Origin of the sequence: Pseudomonas paracarnis (genome assembly GCF_904063055.1) — a bacterium.
In the GTDB taxonomy this organism is placed as follows: Bacteria; Pseudomonadota; Gammaproteobacteria; order Pseudomonadales; family Pseudomonadaceae; genus Aquipseudomonas; species Aquipseudomonas paracarnis.
In genome coordinates, this window is record NZ_CAJFCN010000006.1 from 139763 (window position 1) to 155987 (window position 16225).

14 protein-coding genes are annotated in these 16225 nt (G+C 59.7%); all 14 read right to left on the reverse strand.

Annotated elements, in window-relative coordinates; translation table 11 throughout:
- Positions 1-64: 64 nt before the first annotated feature.
- Positions 65-1537 carry a sigma-54 dependent transcriptional regulator gene (locus tag JMV15_RS14790; RefSeq protein ID WP_038451056.1) on the reverse strand — a complete coding sequence of 491 codons (1473 nt, stop codon included), beginning with the start codon at positions 1535-1537 and terminating at the stop codon, positions 65-67.
- Between the two features lie 169 nt (positions 1538-1706).
- Positions 1707-2003 carry a hypothetical protein gene (locus tag JMV15_RS14795; protein ID WP_014719354.1) on the reverse strand — a complete coding sequence of 99 codons (297 nt, stop codon included), beginning with the start codon at positions 2001-2003 and terminating at the stop codon, positions 1707-1709.
- Positions 2004-2028: 25 nt separating this feature from the next.
- Positions 2029-2418 carry a flagellar export chaperone FliS gene (gene fliS, locus JMV15_RS14800; protein ID WP_020302689.1) on the reverse strand — a complete coding sequence of 130 codons (390 nt, stop codon included), beginning with the start codon at positions 2416-2418 and terminating at the stop codon, positions 2029-2031.
- Between the two features lie 128 nt (positions 2419-2546).
- Positions 2547-3914 (reverse strand): flagellar filament capping protein FliD, encoded by a 1368-nt coding sequence (gene fliD, locus JMV15_RS14805; RefSeq protein WP_019818392.1) that lies wholly within the window; start codon positions 3912-3914, stop codon positions 2547-2549.
- An 82-nt stretch (positions 3915-3996) separates the two neighbouring features.
- On the reverse strand, positions 3997-4344 hold the full coding sequence (locus JMV15_RS14810) for a flagellar protein FlaG (protein ID WP_014719357.1): 348 nt from the start codon (positions 4342-4344) through the stop codon (positions 3997-3999).
- A gap of 76 nt (positions 4345-4420) precedes the next feature.
- A complete protein-coding gene (locus tag JMV15_RS14815; protein ID WP_019818394.1) occupies positions 4421-6160 on the reverse strand; it encodes a flagellin N-terminal helical domain-containing protein in 1740 nt (579 codons plus the stop codon).
- Positions 6161-6424: 264 nt separating this feature from the next.
- Complete coding sequence (locus JMV15_RS14820; RefSeq protein WP_014719359.1) at positions 6425-7354, reverse strand: ketoacyl-ACP synthase III; 930 nt, start codon at positions 7352-7354, stop codon at positions 6425-6427.
- Positions 7355-7630: 276 nt separating this feature from the next.
- Positions 7631-9241 (reverse strand): flagellar hook-associated protein 3, encoded by a 1611-nt coding sequence (locus JMV15_RS14825; RefSeq protein WP_014719360.1) that lies wholly within the window; start codon positions 9239-9241, stop codon positions 7631-7633.
- 14 nt (positions 9242-9255) lie between these two features.
- Complete coding sequence (gene flgK / locus JMV15_RS14830) at positions 9256-11301, reverse strand: flagellar hook-associated protein FlgK (protein WP_032904972.1); 2046 nt, start codon at positions 11299-11301, stop codon at positions 9256-9258.
- Positions 11302-11311: 10 nt separating this feature from the next.
- Positions 11312-12571, reverse strand: a complete 1260-nt coding sequence (flgJ, locus tag JMV15_RS14835; protein WP_038451059.1) for a flagellar assembly peptidoglycan hydrolase FlgJ — start codon at positions 12569-12571, stop codon at positions 11312-11314.
- A gap of 4 nt (positions 12572-12575) precedes the next feature.
- The gene (locus JMV15_RS14840; RefSeq protein ID WP_161981170.1) at positions 12576-13685 is read right to left on the reverse strand and encodes a flagellar basal body P-ring protein FlgI; all 1110 of its coding nucleotides are present in this window, start codon (positions 13683-13685) and stop codon (positions 12576-12578) included.
- A gap of 6 nt (positions 13686-13691) precedes the next feature.
- Positions 13692-14387, reverse strand: a complete 696-nt coding sequence (gene flgH, locus JMV15_RS14845; protein ID WP_014719364.1) for a flagellar basal body L-ring protein FlgH — start codon at positions 14385-14387, stop codon at positions 13692-13694.
- Positions 14388-14439: 52 nt separating this feature from the next.
- On the reverse strand, positions 14440-15225 hold the full coding sequence (gene flgG, locus JMV15_RS14850; RefSeq protein ID WP_003192986.1) for a flagellar basal-body rod protein FlgG: 786 nt from the start codon (positions 15223-15225) through the stop codon (positions 14440-14442).
- A 62-nt stretch (positions 15226-15287) separates the two neighbouring features.
- The gene (locus JMV15_RS14855; RefSeq protein ID WP_003192988.1) at positions 15288-16028 is read right to left on the reverse strand and encodes a flagellar basal body rod protein FlgF; all 741 of its coding nucleotides are present in this window, start codon (positions 16026-16028) and stop codon (positions 15288-15290) included.
- Positions 16029-16225: the final 197 nt, after the last annotated feature.

Consider the following 16225-nt stretch of genomic DNA (forward strand, 5'->3'; position numbering starts at 1 on the left):
GGGCTGTAGCAATACCCGTGCCGAAAAAAATCTACCTATAAATCAAATAGTTGAAAAACAGGCGTCAATCATCCGCCTGTTCATCACCTTCTTTGCGGCTCATACCGTACTTGCGCATCTTCTCCACCAGGGTGGTGCGACGGATACGCAGGCGCTCGGCGGCGCGGGCCACGATGCCATGGGCATCGTCCAGGGCCTGCTGGATCAACCCTTGTTCGAGGTTGCCGAGGTAGTCCTTAAGGTCTAGGCCTTCGGGCGGCAACATCGCGGTGGCGCCGAAGTCCGGAGTATGGCCGTTGATCGCCACGCGCTCTTCCATATCGCTGCGCAGGCTGTCCATCTGTTCGTCTTCGTCGTCGACGTAGCGGAATTTCTTCGGCAGTTCGACCACGCCGATCACCCCGTACGGGTGCATGATCGCCATGCGCTCCACTAGGTTGGCCAGCTCGCGCACGTTGCCCGGCCAGCCGTGGCGGCACAGGGACATGATTGCCGCGGAGTTGAAGCGAATGGAGCCGCGCTTTTCGTGCTCCATGCGCGAGATCAGTTCGTTCATCAACAGCGGGATGTCTTCCACGCGCTCGCGCAGCGGGGCCATCTCGATAGGGAATACGTTGAGGCGGTAGTACAGGTCTTCGCGGAAGCTGCCGACCTCGATCATGCTTTCGAGGTTCTTGTGGGTGGCGGCAATGATGCGCACGTCCACGCTCTGGGTCTTGTTGCTGCCCACGCGCTCGAAGGTGCGCTCCTGCAATACGCGCAGCAGCTTGACCTGCATCGGCAACGGCATGTCGCCGATTTCGTCGAGGAACAGGGTGCCGCCATTGGCCAGCTCAAAACGCCCGGCACGGCTAGTGATCGCCCCGGTAAAGGCGCCCTTCTCGTGGCCGAACAATTCGCTTTCCAGCAGCTCTGCCGGGATCGCCCCGCAGTTGACCGGCACAAAGGGCCCGTCGCGACGCTTGGAGTGATAGTGCAGGTTGCGCGCGACCACTTCCTTGCCGGTGCCCGACTCGCCGAGGATCAGCACGCTGGCGTCGGTGTCGGCCACTTGCTGCATCATCTGGCGCACGTGCTGGATGGCACGGCTGGTGCCGACGAGGCTGCGAAACAGGTTGGGTTCACGGTGACGGCCGCGCTCGCGGGCCTGGTCGTACATCTCGCGATAGACCTGGGCGCGGTGCAGGGAATCGAGCAATTTGCTGTAGCTGGGCGGCATTTCCAGGTTGGACAACACACGGCGGCGCTGGTCTTCCGGCAGGTCCACGGAAGAAATATCGCCCATTAGCAACACCGGAAGGAACTCATCCCAGGTAGACAGTGTCTTTAACAGGCCCAGAACTGCGCCAGGAGCGTATACCGTCCCGATCAATACGCAAATGACTTCACGGCTCGACGACAACGAGCTGACCGCCTGCTGCCAATCGTGGCTGCCGCAGGGTAAATTTTCTTCACCGAGAAAATTTAAAATCACCGCTAAATCGCGGCGGCGGACGCTATCGTCATCGATCAGCAGAATTTTGGTTTCACGCCACATGCAATAGCAACTTCCCTAGTAAAACTTCCTGCCCCGGAATGAGGGCAATCTAGACGTCTGTAAGATTTCTTACCTTCTAGACGTCTGAAATCTGAAAACAGCACTAGTTAAGTCAAAAATGCTGGCACAGTCAAATATATGACGCGCCGTTCGGATTAACTGCGCCCGTTCAACCGAACAGATGGTAAACCTTTGACGCATTTTTCGCTTGGTTGATCTGCGACATCTCTTCGAAAATCGCCTGGCGTTCGCCGGTCGTCACCTCCAGCAACTGCTGGTACACCACCAACAAACTTTCCAGCTTCTCGCGCAATGCGCCCTCGTCTACCGGTGCCTCACTGAGCACCTCATCAATCACCGCGCGGCAACCCAGGTCCAACTCCCCCACGGCTTCCCAATTGCGCTCAGCCAGCGCGCCGAGAAGGGCTTCGCGGGTTTCGTCGATGCGTTGCAGTGCGTGGCTCATGATGTGTACCTCAAGGCAATCGGCCTTATTGTGGAGCGATGGCATCCCAGCCGGTCTTGACGGTGATCAGCAGGCGGGCGACTTCGTCGATCATCTCGGCGTCGTTGACGCGATTGGCCTCGACCAAGCGATTGCCCATGTAGTTGTACAGGGCATCCAGACGCTGGATCGCGGCCGGATCTTCGGCTTTCTCAGGCTCCAGGCCATCGCGCAGGCCCGAAATGATTTCGATCGCCTTGCCCAGCATCAGGCCCTTTTGCGCGATGTCCCCGCGGCTCAACGCCCCCTTGGCCTGGGCCATGCGATCCAGGCCACCTTCCATCAGCATCTGCACCAGGCGGTGCGGGCTGGCTTCGGAGACCTGAGCGTGGGCATTGACCTTCTGGTACTGGCGAAGGGCTCTCATCGGGTTCATGTTGCTACCTCGTTACTGGCGACAATCGAATAGGTTTGCTTAACCAGTTTTTCGACCACGGCGATAAAAACTTTAATCCAGCACCCTGCGCGAGAGCCCCTGGACAGGGCCCTGGCGCGCACCGCTCATCAGTTCGACTTAGGATTGTTCAGCGAGTTGAGGGTGGTCAGGATGCTGGAGCTGCTGGCGTTGATCTGCGCGATCATGGTGTCCATCGCCGTGTACTTGGCGGTCAGGGACTTCTGCAAGGCATCCATGCGCCGCGTCAGGTCGTCGGTCTCTTTGGTCAAGTCGGTCAACTTGTTGTTGAGATCGGTGGCACGTGTCGCCAGGGTGCCGGTAGTGCCGACGTAGCTGTTGGTCGCCTTGTTCATGCGGGTGATCAAGCCCGTGTCGCCGGTGAACAGCTTGGCAATGTCGCCAGCGCCCTTGACCACGGCCTTGTCCCAGGTTTTGTCATCCAGGCTCAGCAGGCCGGTTTTCTGGTCGGTGGTGATGCCCATCTGCGCCAGGCTGGTCATGGTGCCCGCACCGGAGCCGTTGACCAACTCGGAACGCAGGCTGTTCACCAATTGACGCATCGACGCATCGCCGGTCAACGCACCTGCGGTGGTGGTGGAGGCATCACCGGTTGCAGTGACCTTGGTTTGGGTGTTGATCGCCGTCATCAGCGTGTTGTAGGCGCTGACGAAGGACTGCACCGAGGTTTTCAAGGTGTCGGTGTTGCTGGCCACGGTGATGGTGGTCGGCTTGGTGATGTCTACCGTGTCCAACAGATCCAGGGTCACGCCGCTGATCGCGGAGGTGATCTTGTTGCTGTTCGATGACATTTCAATGTCATCAATGGAGTATTTGGCGTTGGTCGGCGGCTTGCCTTTGTCGTACCCGGTAGCCAGCTGCGAATCGCCGCTGAGGGTGATGTCGGTGCCCTCGCCCATGGTGGTCGAAGTCAGTACCAGCCGCGCGCCATTGGAGTCGCTCAGCACGTTAGCACTGATGCCCTGGGACGAGAGCTGGGTGTTGATGGATTCGCGCACCTGCTGCAACGTCGCGCCACCGGGAATGATCACGTCGTAGCTCTTGCCCGACTGGTTGATGGTCAGCGTCTGGTCTTCGTCCGTGCTGTTGGCCTTGCCCGATGCGCCATCGACATTCACCGCCGTGGTGACTTTCGAAGCCGTCGCCAGGTTAGTGACCTTCAATACGTACTTGCCGCTGGATGCGCCGTCACCCAAGGTAACCTTGGCGTTTTTCTCTTCCGAAGAAGTCGCCGCCAGCCCGTTGAAGGCCGAGGCATTGTTCAACTTGGTGATCGCCGCCTGGTAGGCTTCCAACGCCGTCTTGACCGAGCCCACGGCAGACAACTGCACGGTGGCCTTCTTCTGCTCGTTGGTGATCTGAGCCTGCTTGGGCGCCTGCTCGGCACCTACCAGCGCCTTGACGATTGCTTGGGTGTCGTAGCCCGAACCTGGGCCGGAAATCGTTGAACTAGCCATTTGCCATTCTCCTTGTCCTGCAGCGGCCGTTTTTTGGCGCTTATACGCCTAGACCGCAATCAGAAACATGTTTCGTGCCAACTCAAGCCTTGCTATCAAACAGCAGGCTGCCGGCATCGCTCAGGTTCTGCGCCAATTTCAGCGCGGTCTCCGATGGAATCTGTCGAATCACTTCACCACTGTCAGTGGCGATCACCTTGACCACTACCTTGCCGGTAGAGTCATCGATGGAAAAATCCAGGTTGCGCTGTGAAGCCTGCACAAACTCACGCATATCGGTAACAGCCTTTTCCAGCGCCACGCGCTGCGGCTCTTCACTTTTGATCGGCTCATTGCTGGCCACAGGCTTGGCCTGGGTCACCACTGCGCCAAGGTTGGCCGGGGCCGTGGCTGCGGGGTAAGACGAGGTCAGCTTGATGCTCATGTCCATGTCACCACCTCCAAACTGAAAAAACGGAAGGGCACGTTGTTAAACGCACCCTCCCGTTATTTAACCGCTAGCGCTATTACTGAAGCAGCTTCAGAACAGACGATGGCAGTTGGTTGGCCTGGGACAGGATCGCAGTGGAAGCCTGTTGCAGGGTTTGTTGCTTAGTCAGCTCAGCAGCTTCAGAAGCGAAGTCAGCGTCTTCTACGCGGCCTTTGGCAGCGGAGGAGTTCTGCGAAATGCTCTGCAGGTTGGCCACGGTGCTGGCGAAGCGGTTTTGTACGGCACCCAGCTGCGAACGCTGGCTGTCGATTTGCTGCATGGCATCGTCCAGAGCCTGGATGGCCTGCTGCGAAGAAGCGGCAGTCAGGATGTTCAGGTTGGAAACGCTGGTTTCCATAGTGACGGCGGTTTTGGTGCCCGCATTGGCAACAGTTGTCAGACCCAGGGCTTTCAGTCCAGTACCAGCGCTGCCGTCTTTGATGGTGATATCTTTGTCTGCAAACAGGCTCAGAGTGCCGTCAGCGTTTTTGCTAGCCTGCACACCGGTGCTGGCGCTGTTGATCGAAGCTACAACTGCGTCAGAAGTGTCGCCTTTCTTGAACTTGACTTCTACGCCGTTGACCGAGATCGAGGTATCTTCGGTCAATTTGGCTTGGGTGGTACCGGCAGACAGCCCCAGTTGCGACAGCGAACCGCTATTGGTGTTAGCCAGCTTAATGTCAGCACCGTTACCCGAGGTCAGCTTGAGACGACCATCGGTGAAGGTAGCGGAAGCACCAGCTGCAGCGCCGCCAGCAGCAGTGGTGAGCTTGGTGAGAACGGTCGACATGGCGTCGCCTTTCGCCCAAGTTACCGCAGCACCGTTCACAGTGATCGAGCCATCAGCGGTCAAATTGCTGGTGGGGGCAATGTTAGCATTAGCAGCAAGCTTGAGATTGACCAAGCCGTCAGTTTTCGCAGCTACCGCAGGTGGGCCAACGACCGCGCCGGCAACATCACCAGCTTCAAGCTTGATAGCTTTGGCAGAGGTCAGTGTGAGGACACCGGTAGCATCGGCACTAGCAGTAACACCGGTAGTAGCTGTCTCTTTGTTGATAGCCGCAACTGCGGCAACGCCCAAGTCAGTAGCAGCGACGTTACCGAAGCTGATGGTTGTACCATTAATCTTTATGGTATCGGTATCTACAGTTGCGCCGACAGCAGCGGTGCCCGTGGCAGTCGCTTTGTCAGTGAGTACCGAGCCAGTAGTAGTTGCGGCCAGACCGCTCAGTGCAGTGCTGTTAACGGTTGCTTCGCTGTAGTTGCCTTTCAGCGCGGTAGAACTGATATCGGTCATGCCGAACGAGATAGTCTCGTTAGCGTTTGCGCCAATCTGGAACGCTACGTTCTGAAACGAGCCGTCGAGCAGGTTACGACCACCGAAGGTGGTGGTGCTGGCGATACGGTTCAGCTCGCCCACTTTAGCGGTGAATTCTTGCTGCAGGGAAACACGGTCAGCGTCGCTTTTATCACCGTTGGCCGCTTGCAGGGCGAGTTCACGCAGACGCTGCAGGGTGTTGGTGGATTCTTGCATCGCGCCTTCAGCGGTCTGGGCAATCGACACGCCGTTGTTGGCGTTGGCGATGGCAACGTTCAGACCTTTGACCTGGTTGTTCAGACGGTTAGCGATCTGCATGCCGGCAGCGTCGTCTTTGGCGCTGTTGATTTTCAGGCCGGAGGACAGACGGTTCATCGACTGGCTCAGAGCGTCGGAAGCTTTGTTCAGGTTCTTCTGGACACCCAGGGAGGTGATGTTGGTGTTTACTGATAATGCCATGACGAAATCCTCGTGGTTTGGATACTGCGGCTTCCGGCCCTGGCGACCGCCGGGTGTGGCCTAGAGAACCTACGTAATAGTTATCGTCGTGGTAGCCGGTTGCTTGAGGATTTTTTTGATTTTTTTTAGTAGCCCTGTGCCAGCCCTTGTATTTCAAGGGCTTATGCAGGCGCAGAAGCCCGGTTTCATTGGCTTTTCTGGCGCCAATAAAAAAACGCCGATGATCATTCGATCATCGGCGTTTTTTGTGCAGCCGCTAAAGCATCACGGACGATAGAGAATCGCCGAGCCCCACGACAGGCCCACGCCAAAGCCGCTGATTGCCACGCGCTTCCAGGTGGCGTCCATCACGTGCTTTTCCAGCAGCAGCGGGATGCTCGACGACACGGTGTTGCCGGTCTCGACCATGTCCTTGATGAACTTGTCCACCGGCGCTTCTTCAAAACGGCGCGCCACGGCGTCGACGATGGCCGCGCTGCCCTGGTGGATGCAGAACGCATCGATGTCATCGGCCTTGAGGTCCGACTCTTTGAGCAGCTCGTGCAAGTGCGCAGGCACCTTGAGCAAAGCGAAGTTAAACACCTGGCGGCCATTCATGAAGAACACGCCGTCGCTGACCTTCAGGTGCGGTGCGCCGGAACCGTCTGTGCCGAACTTGGATTTGCCGAGCAACCACGGCGCGTCTTCGCCCATCCAGGTGGCAGTGGCGGCATCGCCGAACAGCATGGTGGTGTTGCGGTCTTCCGGGTCGACAATCTTGGAATACGGGTCGGCGGTGATCAGCAGGCCGTTTTTCAGGCCCGCGGCTTCCATGAAGCCTTTCATCGCGTAGATGCCGTAGACGTAGCCGGAGCAGCCCAGGGAAATGTCGAAGGCGGCCACGTGAGTTGGCAGGCCCAGTTTGTCCTGCACGATGGCGGCAGTGTGAGGCAAGCCCTCTTCATCGCCGTTCTGGGTGACGACGATCAGCGCGTCGATGGATTCGCGCTTCAATTGCGGGTTGTTGGCAAACAAGGCGTTGACCGCCTCGACACACAGATCCGAGGTTTCCTGTGCCGCTTCCTTGCGCGGCAGGAACGCCGAGCCGATCTTGCCGATGATGAACTCTTCATCCTTGGCGAACTTGGCACCCTGGGCGTAGTTATCGATCCCGTCCGCCGGCACGTAACTGGCGATGCTTTTTATGCCAATCATTGTGGCTTCCCAATACTAAATAGCTGGAGAACACCCCTCGGGCTATGCCGGAAGTGCTGACAATAAAGGGGATAACCCCATAAAAATCCCGCTGAAAGCCGCCCGATGAAGGCCCTGTGACGACTTATCCTTTTCACACGATACAGTGAAGATGCGCTTTATGACTCACAGGTCACTCAATTTTGCGTGGTTTATGCAAAACGTTTCAACAATTAAGCCCCCGAAACGACAACGGCCCGCCCTGTTTCCAGAGCGGGCCGCTTGACTGAACGCGGTTTACATCTTGTTGAACAGGCTCAACTGCGAGATTTTCACGAAGGCCAACTGCGAGGCCTGCAACATGGTTTGTTGCAAGCTCAGGTTGATGGCGGCTTCGGCGAAGTCGACATTGCCCAGGGCATTCATGGTGGTGGTATTGGCCAGGTCCAGGCTGACGTTTTCCTTGGACTGAATGTCCAGGCCATTGAGGCGCGCGCCGAGGGAGCCACGCGCCTGGTCGATCTGGCCGTAGGCATTGGTCAGGTTGCCAATGGACTTGGCCACCACGTCCTTGAGCTCCTTCTGCGCCGCTGGGTTGCCGTCTGACGGCGTTTCCAGAATTTTGCGCAGATGGCTCAGGGTGTCGAGGACGTTCTCGTTCTTGTTGCTGGTGGCACTGATCGCAAACTGGTCGCCGGCTGCCGGTGCCGGTGCGGTGGTGACATCAAAGGTCACCCCTGCCGCCGTGATGGTGGTGGCGCCGGCCGCCAGGGTGCCACTGGCGATGGACTTGCTGTCTGCGCTATACGGCTGGGCATACAGGTCATAGGCGCCGGCGGCACCGAACTTCACGATCACGCCCGAGTTGGGAAAGGTGCTGGCGTACGCCGCCGGATCGCTCACCGTGCCGCCGCTCAGTTGCGCGGTGGACGGATTGCTCGGGGTGCGCGAAACGCTGAAGGTGTCCGGCTTGACCGACAGGCTGAACTCGCGATCCTTGACGATGGCGTCCGACGGCGCGCCTGGCAGTATGTCTTTGCCCAGTGCGTCTTTGCCCAGGTTCAAGCCAATGTCGAACTTGACCCCGCGCAGGTTGATAGTCGAGCCGCCTTCCTTGGTGGCATCGAAAGTGCCGTTGCCTGGAATCTCCGAAGTGATGTCCTTGCCAGCATTGTCCGTGACCACGTATTGGGTGCTGCTGGTGAAGGTCAGCTTATACGGCTGACCATCGGAAAAGCTGCTGTTATAGCTGCTGTTGGCCGCGATCAGCCCGGCAGAGACGGTGACCTTGCCATCGTCGACCGCTGGCGGCACGAGGATCGGCGCGGTTTGCGTACGGCCCGTATTCGCCGAGCTTTCAAGCATGCTCTTGGCGGTATTGCCCATGGCAACCGACAGGTTCTCTGCGATCTGCAGGCTCAACGGCGTGTCATCGCCCTGGTAACTGTAGGTGCCGTCATTGTTGCGGGCGTAGGGCGGCGTATCGGTCTTGCTGCCGGAGAACAAGTAATTGCCGCTGGCGTCCTTGGTATTGAGCAGGCCCAGGATCTGGTCTTCAATGGCGCCAATCTCGGCGGCCGTCGACTTGCGGTCAGCGTCGCTGATGCCGACGTTACCCGCCTTGAGCGCCAACTCGCTGGCCCGTTGAATCGCGATATTGATATTTTCCAGCACGCCGTCCTGGGTGGTCAGCGAGTTTTTCAGGGTGTCGATGTTGCCATTGAACTGCGCCAGCATGTCTTTCTGCTGCTGCAGCATCAACAACCGCGCCGCCGCCACCGGATCATCTGCGGCGGTTTGCACGCGCACGCCGGAGCTGGCCTGGTCCTGGGCCTTGACCACGCTGGAATAGTTGCTCTGGTACTTGGCAGAGCTGGTCTCGAAATACTGCTGTGTAGAAATACGCATCGTCCCAGCCTCCCTTAAAGAGCATTCATCAGTGTGGTGAAGGTTTCCTGCGCAGCCTTGATGATCTGCGACGACGCGGTGTAGTACTGCTGGAACTTGATCATGTCGCCCGCTTCATCATCCAGGTTGACCCCGGATACCGAGTTGCGTGCTTCCTTATTGGCGCTGAGCAACGCACCGGTGGCGGCGGTGTCGACCCCGGCCTGGCTGGCCTTGGCACCCACGGTCGAGACCAGCTTGCTGTTGGCACCCACCAGGCTGGTGCCCGCGTTGCCCTCGCCCATGCCGACGGTGGCCTTGGTTTGCAGGTTCAGCAGTTCCTGGGCGTTGCGGCCGTCGGACTTGCCACCACTGTTGAAGGCAAAGGTGGTGCTGTCGCCGTCTGCCGGGGAGCCGTTGACAGTGGTGTCGAACTTGAAGCTCTTGCCGGGAATGGCGGCACCGCTGGCGTCGCGCATTGGCACGTCCACGGTGATCTTGTTGCCCTGCCCCGGAATGATCGAGCCGGTGCCAATCGGGTTGCCCTTGGAGTCGCTGATCGTATACGACTGCGTTCCGTCGGCGGCAGGCTTGCCGAACACCATCTTCACCGGCATCGAGTTTTCAATACCGGCGCGCAACTGGGCAGTGTCAGTGCCGCCATGGATATCCAAAGGCACTGTCAAGGCCGGCTGGGTAAAGGTGCCCGTGCCACTGTTGGTCTTGCTGCTGGTACCTGCCAACGGGCCGGCAAACGCCAGTTTGTTCGCATCGGTGAGCGCCACGCCAATACCGCTGGCGCCCGTGGCGGTGGGGCTGACCTTGAAGCTGTCACCAAACGCCATGGTGCCCTTGCCGTCCAGCGCCAGGGTGAAACCATCCAGGGTCGGCGGCGGTGTAGCGCTCATGTCAAAGGTGCCCATGGCCTTGCCGTCCGAGCGCAACACCGTGATTTTGTTAGGATCGGTCTTGTCGCTGAAGGTCACGGTGTAGTCAAACGTGGACAACTGACTGCTGTCCTTGATCGTCACGTTCAGGTTGCCCGCGCCGGCGCTGTTGCCCGAGGCACCCTGGCTGCGCGAGGCAATGGCGGCCGCGCTGTTGATGTCTTTGAACAGCGAAACGCCAAAGTCACCATTGAGGTCCAGGCCCTGGCCCAGCTGGCTGTTGAGCGTGTCCGCGGTGGCAATGGCGATACGCCCCAGCTCATTGATGGCCGGCATCAAGGCATCGCTGCGATAGCGCAACAGGCCACCGATGCTGCCGCCGCTGATCACCGAACCCAGGTCCAGGCTGGTGCCGTTCATGTCCAACTGGATGGTGTACTGGCTGTTATCGGTTTTGCTTGGTGCCGCGGAAATCTTGTTGGAGATCCCGCCCTCTACCAGGGACTGGCCGCTGCCGGTGGTCACGCTGAACTGGCCGTTTTTCTCGGTGGCCGTGACACCGATCAACTCATTGAGCGAGCGTACTGCCTCGTTACGCGAGTCCAGCAGGTTGGCTGGGGCGCTATTGGAGCTGCCCTGGGCCTGGGAGATCTGCTGGTTAAGCGAGGCAATCGAGGCGGTCAATTGGTTGACCTGATCACTCATGCTGCTCAGTTGGTTGTTGATGGTCTCTTTCTGCTGGGTCAACTGCGTGGAGATCGAGTTGAAACGGCTGCTCAGGGTCTGGGCGTTGGTCACCAGCAATTGGCGGGCCGACAGGTCGCTGGGGTTGGACGCGGCGGTTTGCAGGGTGGCGAAGAACGAACTGAGCACTGAGGACAGACCGGTGGTTTTGTCCGACAGCACTTTGTCGACGGCCCCCACCTGGTCCAGGTACGCCTTGGCGTCGTTATTGAGCGCCGTACTGTTCTGGTAAGCGGTGTCCAGGTACTCGTTGTACACCCGGCGCACATCGGCCAGGGTGGTGCCGCTGCCGATGTACACGCCGCCGAACGGGTTTGATGCGTTGGTATTTTGCGTGGTCTGCTGACGCGAGTACCCTGGGGTATTCACGTTGGCGATGTTATTACTCAAGACCGACAACGATCCTTGAGCGGCATTGAGCCCTGACATCCCGATACTGAGCAAACTCATGGTTCAGACCTTATAAATGTGTGGTTGCGCCAGCGGCAGCGTAGTTCTGGTAACTGTTCATGTTTTTTGCGATCTGCGAAATCTTGCTGGCGTAATCCGGGTCGGTTGCATAACCGGCTTTTTGCAACTCGCGTACAAACTGTTCCGGGTTGTCGGCTGATTTCACAACTTCTTTATAGCGATCATGGCTTTGCAGCAAAGTCACGAGGTCGTGGAAGCTGTCCTGATACGAGCTGTAGGAACGGAACTGCGCCGTTTCCTTGACCATCGCACCATCGCGAAACTCGCTGGTGATCGCCCGGGCCTGACCGCCCTGCCAGCTCTGGCCAGCCTTGATGCCGAACAGGTTGTGGCTGCTACTGCCGTCCTCGGCGCGCATCACCGATTTGCCCCAGCCGGTTTCCAGCGCGGCCTGGGCCACGAGATATTTGGGGTCGATACCGATGCGTGCGGCGGCGGCCTTGGCCATCGGCAGCATAGTGGCGACGAATTCATCCTGGGAGCTGAAGGCTTTCTTGGCCGGCGCCAGCGGTGGCTGCGCAATGGCGCGGCCATACACCTGCATGCGCCCGCTCGGCACGGCAAAGCTACGCGCGCTGCTGTTGATGACCGTGTCGTCGGCAGCGCTGTTACGCAGGGGCGCGGCTTTGGCTTCGACCGGAGCGTTCGGCACGATGCCGGCCAGCAGTCGGTCGGCCAGCTTGCTGGGCAAGGCGATACGGCGCTGGTTCATCAGTTCCATGTCGTTGGCATGGGTGCTGGCGCCCTCAGGCACGGCCACGCGATACGCCCACAAAGGCCGCTGGCCATTGGAGCGGCCCAACGGGCCTTCGGCCTGGGTACCGGCGGCAATCTCGGTCGGCACATCGACTTTCTTCACCGGCGCATCCGCCGCCGGGCCTTGCAAGGTGGCGGCCTGGGCCTCCACCGGCTTGTTCTTCTGCATCTGGCGCATCAGCACATCGGCCAGGCCGATACCACCACCTTCGCGGGACATCGACACCGCCAATTGCTGGTCGTACATTTCCTGGTATTGCTTGGCGGCCGGGGTGTTCAGCGGGTTGTCCTTGCCCAGGGCCTCGGTGGCCGAACGCATGGACTTGAGCATCTCGTTCAAAAACAGCGACTCGAATTCCTGCGCCACTTTGCGCAGGTTGCCTTCACTGTTTTTGTCGTCGCCGACCTTGAGCTGGTTAAGCCGGTTCAGGTCGGAGTAAGACCCCGAGTCCGCCGTGCTGCTGATACCGCTCTTGCGCATATCCATGGCCATGGCCTCAGATCACGATCAGGTCGGCTTGCAACGCGCCGGCCTGCTTCAAAGCTTCGAGGATCGCCATCAAGTCGCCGGGCGCAGCGCCCACCTGGTTCACCGCACGGACAATCTCGTCCAGGGTGGTGCCGGGGCCGAACTTGAACATCGGCTTGGCTTCTTGCTGGGCATTGACGCGCGAGCGCGGGACCACGGCCGTCTGGCCACCGGACAACGGCCCAGGCTGGCTGACGATCGGGTCTTCGGTGATGGTCACCGTCAGGCTGCCGTGGGTCACCGCCGCTGGCGAAACCTTGACGTTCTGGCCGATCACGATGGTGCCGGTGCGCGAGTTGATGATGACTTTAGCCACGGCCTGGCCTGGGTCCACCTCAAGGTTTTCCAGGATCGACAGGTAGTCCACACGCTGGCTTGGGTCCAGAGGCGCAGTGACGCGAACCGAGCCGCCGTCGATGGCCTGGGCCACGCCAGGGCCGAGCATGTCATTGATCTTGTCGACCACGCGCTTGGCGGTGGTGAAGTCGGAGCGGTTGAGGTTCAGGGTCAGGCTGTTGCCCTGGTTGAAACCACTCGGCACGGTGCGTTCAACCGTAGCGCCACCGGGGATACGCCCGGCCGACGGCACGTTGACGGTGATCTTCGAGCCGTCGCGGCCTTCGGCGTCAAAACCGCCGACCACCAGGTTGCCCTGGGCAATGGCGTAGACGTTGCCGTCGATACCTTTGAGCGGCGTCATCAGCAAGGTGCCACCGCGCAGGCTCTTGGAGTTACCCATGGACGACACGGTGATGTCCACCACCTGCCCCGGCTTGGCAAACGCGGGCAGATCGGCGCTGATCGACACCGCTGCGACGTTCTTCAACTGCACGTTGCCCGAGCCTGGCGGCACTTTGATGCCGAACTGCGAGAGCATGTTGTTGAAGGTTTGCAGGGTGAACGGCGTCTGGGTGGTCTGGTCACCCGTGCCGTTAAGCCCCACGACCAGGCCATAGCCGATCAACTGGTTGGAGCGCACGCCGGAAATACTGGCGATGTCCTTCAGGCGCTCGGCATGGGCCACAGCGCTCAAGGCCAGCAAAAGCGTCATCGCCATCAGCTGTTTGAACTTCAAAATGGCCACCTAGAAAGGGAACAGCGGGCTGAGGAAGAAGCGGTCGAACCAGCCCGGCTGGCTCGCATCGGCAAACGAACCGGTGCCCGAGTAGGTAATGCGTGCATCGGCAATGCGCGTCGACGGCACGGTGTTGTCGGTGGAGATGTCATCGGCGCGGACCATGCCGGCGATGCGCACCAACTCGTCGCCGGTGTTGAGGGTCATCCACTTCTCACCACGCACGGCAATGATGCCGTTGGGCAATACGTCGGCGACGGTCACGGTGATCGAACCGGTCAGGCTGTTGCCCTGCCCTGCCGCGCTCTTGCCGTTGGTGGCGCGGTCGCCGCTGTAGCCGGCGTCCAGGCTCAGGTCACCACTGCCCAGCGGGTTGTTGGTGTTCAGGCCGCCGCCGAACAGCGAGGTCAGGCCGATGCTGGTCTTGCTGTTCTTGCCGATCTGCGAGTTAGCGTTCTTGCTGGCCTGGGTCTTCTCATTCAGGGTAATGGTGATGATGTCACCGACCCGGAACGCCTTGCGGTCGCTGTACAGGTTCTGCTCGAAACCGGCCTGGTAGATCGAGCCATTGTTGGCCGCCGCCGGCAACGGTGTGCGTGGCAACACCGGCGCGTAGTACGGGTCATTGGGCTTTGGCGTGGGGGCGACACAGCCCGCAAGCACGGCGATCCCACTCAATGCCAACACACAAACATAGCGATTCATGACCCTAACCTCACGGTGTTGCAGGCACCCTCAAGGGCGCCCCATAGACTGATTACAGATTTTGCGTAACGAACGAAAGCATCTGGTCGGCGGTGGAAATCACCTTGGAGTTCATCTCGTAGGCGCGCTGGGTGGTGATCATGTTGACCATCTCCTCAACGGTACTGACGTTGGAGGTTTCCAGGGTGCTTTGCAGCGTGGTGCCGAAGCCGTTCAAGCCAGGGGTGCCGATTTGCGGCGCGCCACTGGAGGCGGTTTCCAGGAACAGGTTGTTGCCCATCGCCTGCAGGCCGGCCGGGTTGATGAAGTCGGCGGTTTGCAGGTTGCCGATCACTTGGGAGGCCGGGTTGCCAGCAACGGTGATGGACACGGTGCCGTCGTTGCCGACGGTGAAGGTCTTGGCGTCGGGCGGCACCACGACAGCAGGCTCCAGGGCGAAACCGTTGGCGGTCACGATCTGGCCGTTGGAGTCCAGGTGGAAGGTGCCGTCACGGGTGTAAGAGGTGGTGCCATCCGGTTGCAGTACCTGGAAAAAGCCGCGGCCATTGATCGCCATGTCCAGGGGCTGGCCGGTTTGCTGCAGGTTACCGGCGCTGAAGTTTTTCTGGGTGCCGACGATCTGCACACCGGTACCCAGTTGCAGGCCCGACGGCAGTTCGCTGTCCTGGGTCGACTGGGCGCCCGGTTGCTTCTTGATCTGATAGAGCAAGTCCTGGAACTCGGCGCGGTCACGTTTGAAGCCCGTGGTCGACACGTTTGCCAGGTTGTTGGAAATGGTCGTCAGGTTGGTGTCCTGGGCGGACAGGCCTGTCTTGGCAACCCATAGAGCCGGAAGCATGCTGTTCTCCTTCGTGCGCCGGATGGTTGGCGCTGCGTTGCAAATTAGTTAGTGGGCTTGAATCAGCTCATCTGCATGACGCGCGTCATGGCCTGGTCGTCTTCTTTAGCGCTGTTCATCATCTTGATGTGCAGCTCGAACTGCTTGGCCAGCGCCAGCACCGCGGTCATTTCTTCCACGGCATTGACGTTGCTCGCCTGCAGGAAACCCGAGGTCAGCCGCACATTCGCGTCGGCCTGGGCCGGTTGGCCATCCTTGGTGTGGATGGTGCCGTCCAGGCCCTTGGTCATGTTCTTGAGGTCAGGCTGGACCATCTTGATACGGTCCACTTCCGCCATCACCCGCGGGCCTTCGCCCATGGCACGGATGCTGATGGTGCCGTCCGAACCCACTTCGATTTTCTGCTGGGGCGGCACGGCAATCGGGCCACCGTTGCCCATGATCGGCATACCGTTGCCGGCCCGCAGCACGCCCAAGGCATCCACGTTCATGCTGGCGCTGCGCACGTAGGCTTCGCCGCCATCCGGGGTTTGCACCGCCATCCAGCCGTCGCCGCTGACGGCCACGTCGAGGTCGCGGCCGGTTTCGATCATCGCGCCCGGTGAAAAGTCGGTAGCCGGACGTTCGGTCATGGCAAACGCCCGCGCCGGAAAGCTGTCACCGAACACCGGCATCGAACGCGCCTGTTCCAGGTCGCGCTGGAAACCGTTGGTGGAAATGTTCGCCAGATTGTTGGCATGGGCCTTCTGCGCCAGTGCATTCTGGCTGGCGCCGGTCATTGCCACATAAAGGTACTTGTCCACGCTCTATCCTCTTTCTGACGGACGCTTGCCGCCCACCGCTGTACTGAGGAGGCTTAAGCAATTTGCGAACCAACTTTTCAAAAGAGACCAAAGTCCAAGCGCGGCGGGGGTTTCGTAGAGGTAGCTGAAATAGCGCGGGAAGAAACAGTCGAAAAAACGGCGGACTACTGCCGCCTGCGGCAAACACCGGCCTTCAA

What these genes read in the sequence shown, in the direction of transcription:
- flgG (WP_003192986.1), bottom strand. Translation starts at nt 15,225, where the DNA reads ATGCTTCCGGCTCTATGGGTTGCCAAGACAGGCCTGTCCGCCCAGGAC.
- flgH (WP_014719364.1), bottom strand. Translation starts at nt 14,387, where the DNA reads ATGAATCGCTATGTTTGTGTGTTGGCATTGAGTGGGATCGCCGTGCTT.
- JMV15_RS14815 (WP_019818394.1), bottom strand. Translation starts at nt 6,160, where the DNA reads ATGGCATTATCAGTAAACACCAACATCACCTCCCTGGGTGTCCAGAAG.
- flgK (WP_032904972.1), bottom strand. Translation starts at nt 11,301, where the DNA reads ATGAGTTTGCTCAGTATCGGGATGTCAGGGCTCAATGCCGCTCAAGGA.
- flgJ (WP_038451059.1), bottom strand. Translation starts at nt 12,571, where the DNA reads ATGGCCATGGATATGCGCAAGAGCGGTATCAGCAGCACGGCGGACTCG.
- JMV15_RS14790 (WP_038451056.1), bottom strand. Translation starts at nt 1,537, where the DNA reads ATGTGGCGTGAAACCAAAATTCTGCTGATCGATGACGATAGCGTCCGC.
- JMV15_RS14825 (WP_014719360.1), bottom strand. Translation starts at nt 9,241, where the DNA reads ATGCGTATTTCTACACAGCAGTATTTCGAGACCAGCTCTGCCAAGTAC.
- fliS (WP_020302689.1), bottom strand. Translation starts at nt 2,418, where the DNA reads ATGAACCCGATGAGAGCCCTTCGCCAGTACCAGAAGGTCAATGCCCAC.
- fliD (WP_019818392.1), bottom strand. Translation starts at nt 3,914, where the DNA reads ATGGCTAGTTCAACGATTTCCGGCCCAGGTTCGGGCTACGACACCCAA.
- JMV15_RS14820 (WP_014719359.1), bottom strand. Translation starts at nt 7,354, where the DNA reads ATGATTGGCATAAAAAGCATCGCCAGTTACGTGCCGGCGGACGGGATC.
- JMV15_RS14795 (WP_014719354.1), bottom strand. Translation starts at nt 2,003, where the DNA reads ATGAGCCACGCACTGCAACGCATCGACGAAACCCGCGAAGCCCTTCTC.
- JMV15_RS14810 (WP_014719357.1), bottom strand. Translation starts at nt 4,344, where the DNA reads ATGGACATGAGCATCAAGCTGACCTCGTCTTACCCCGCAGCCACGGCC.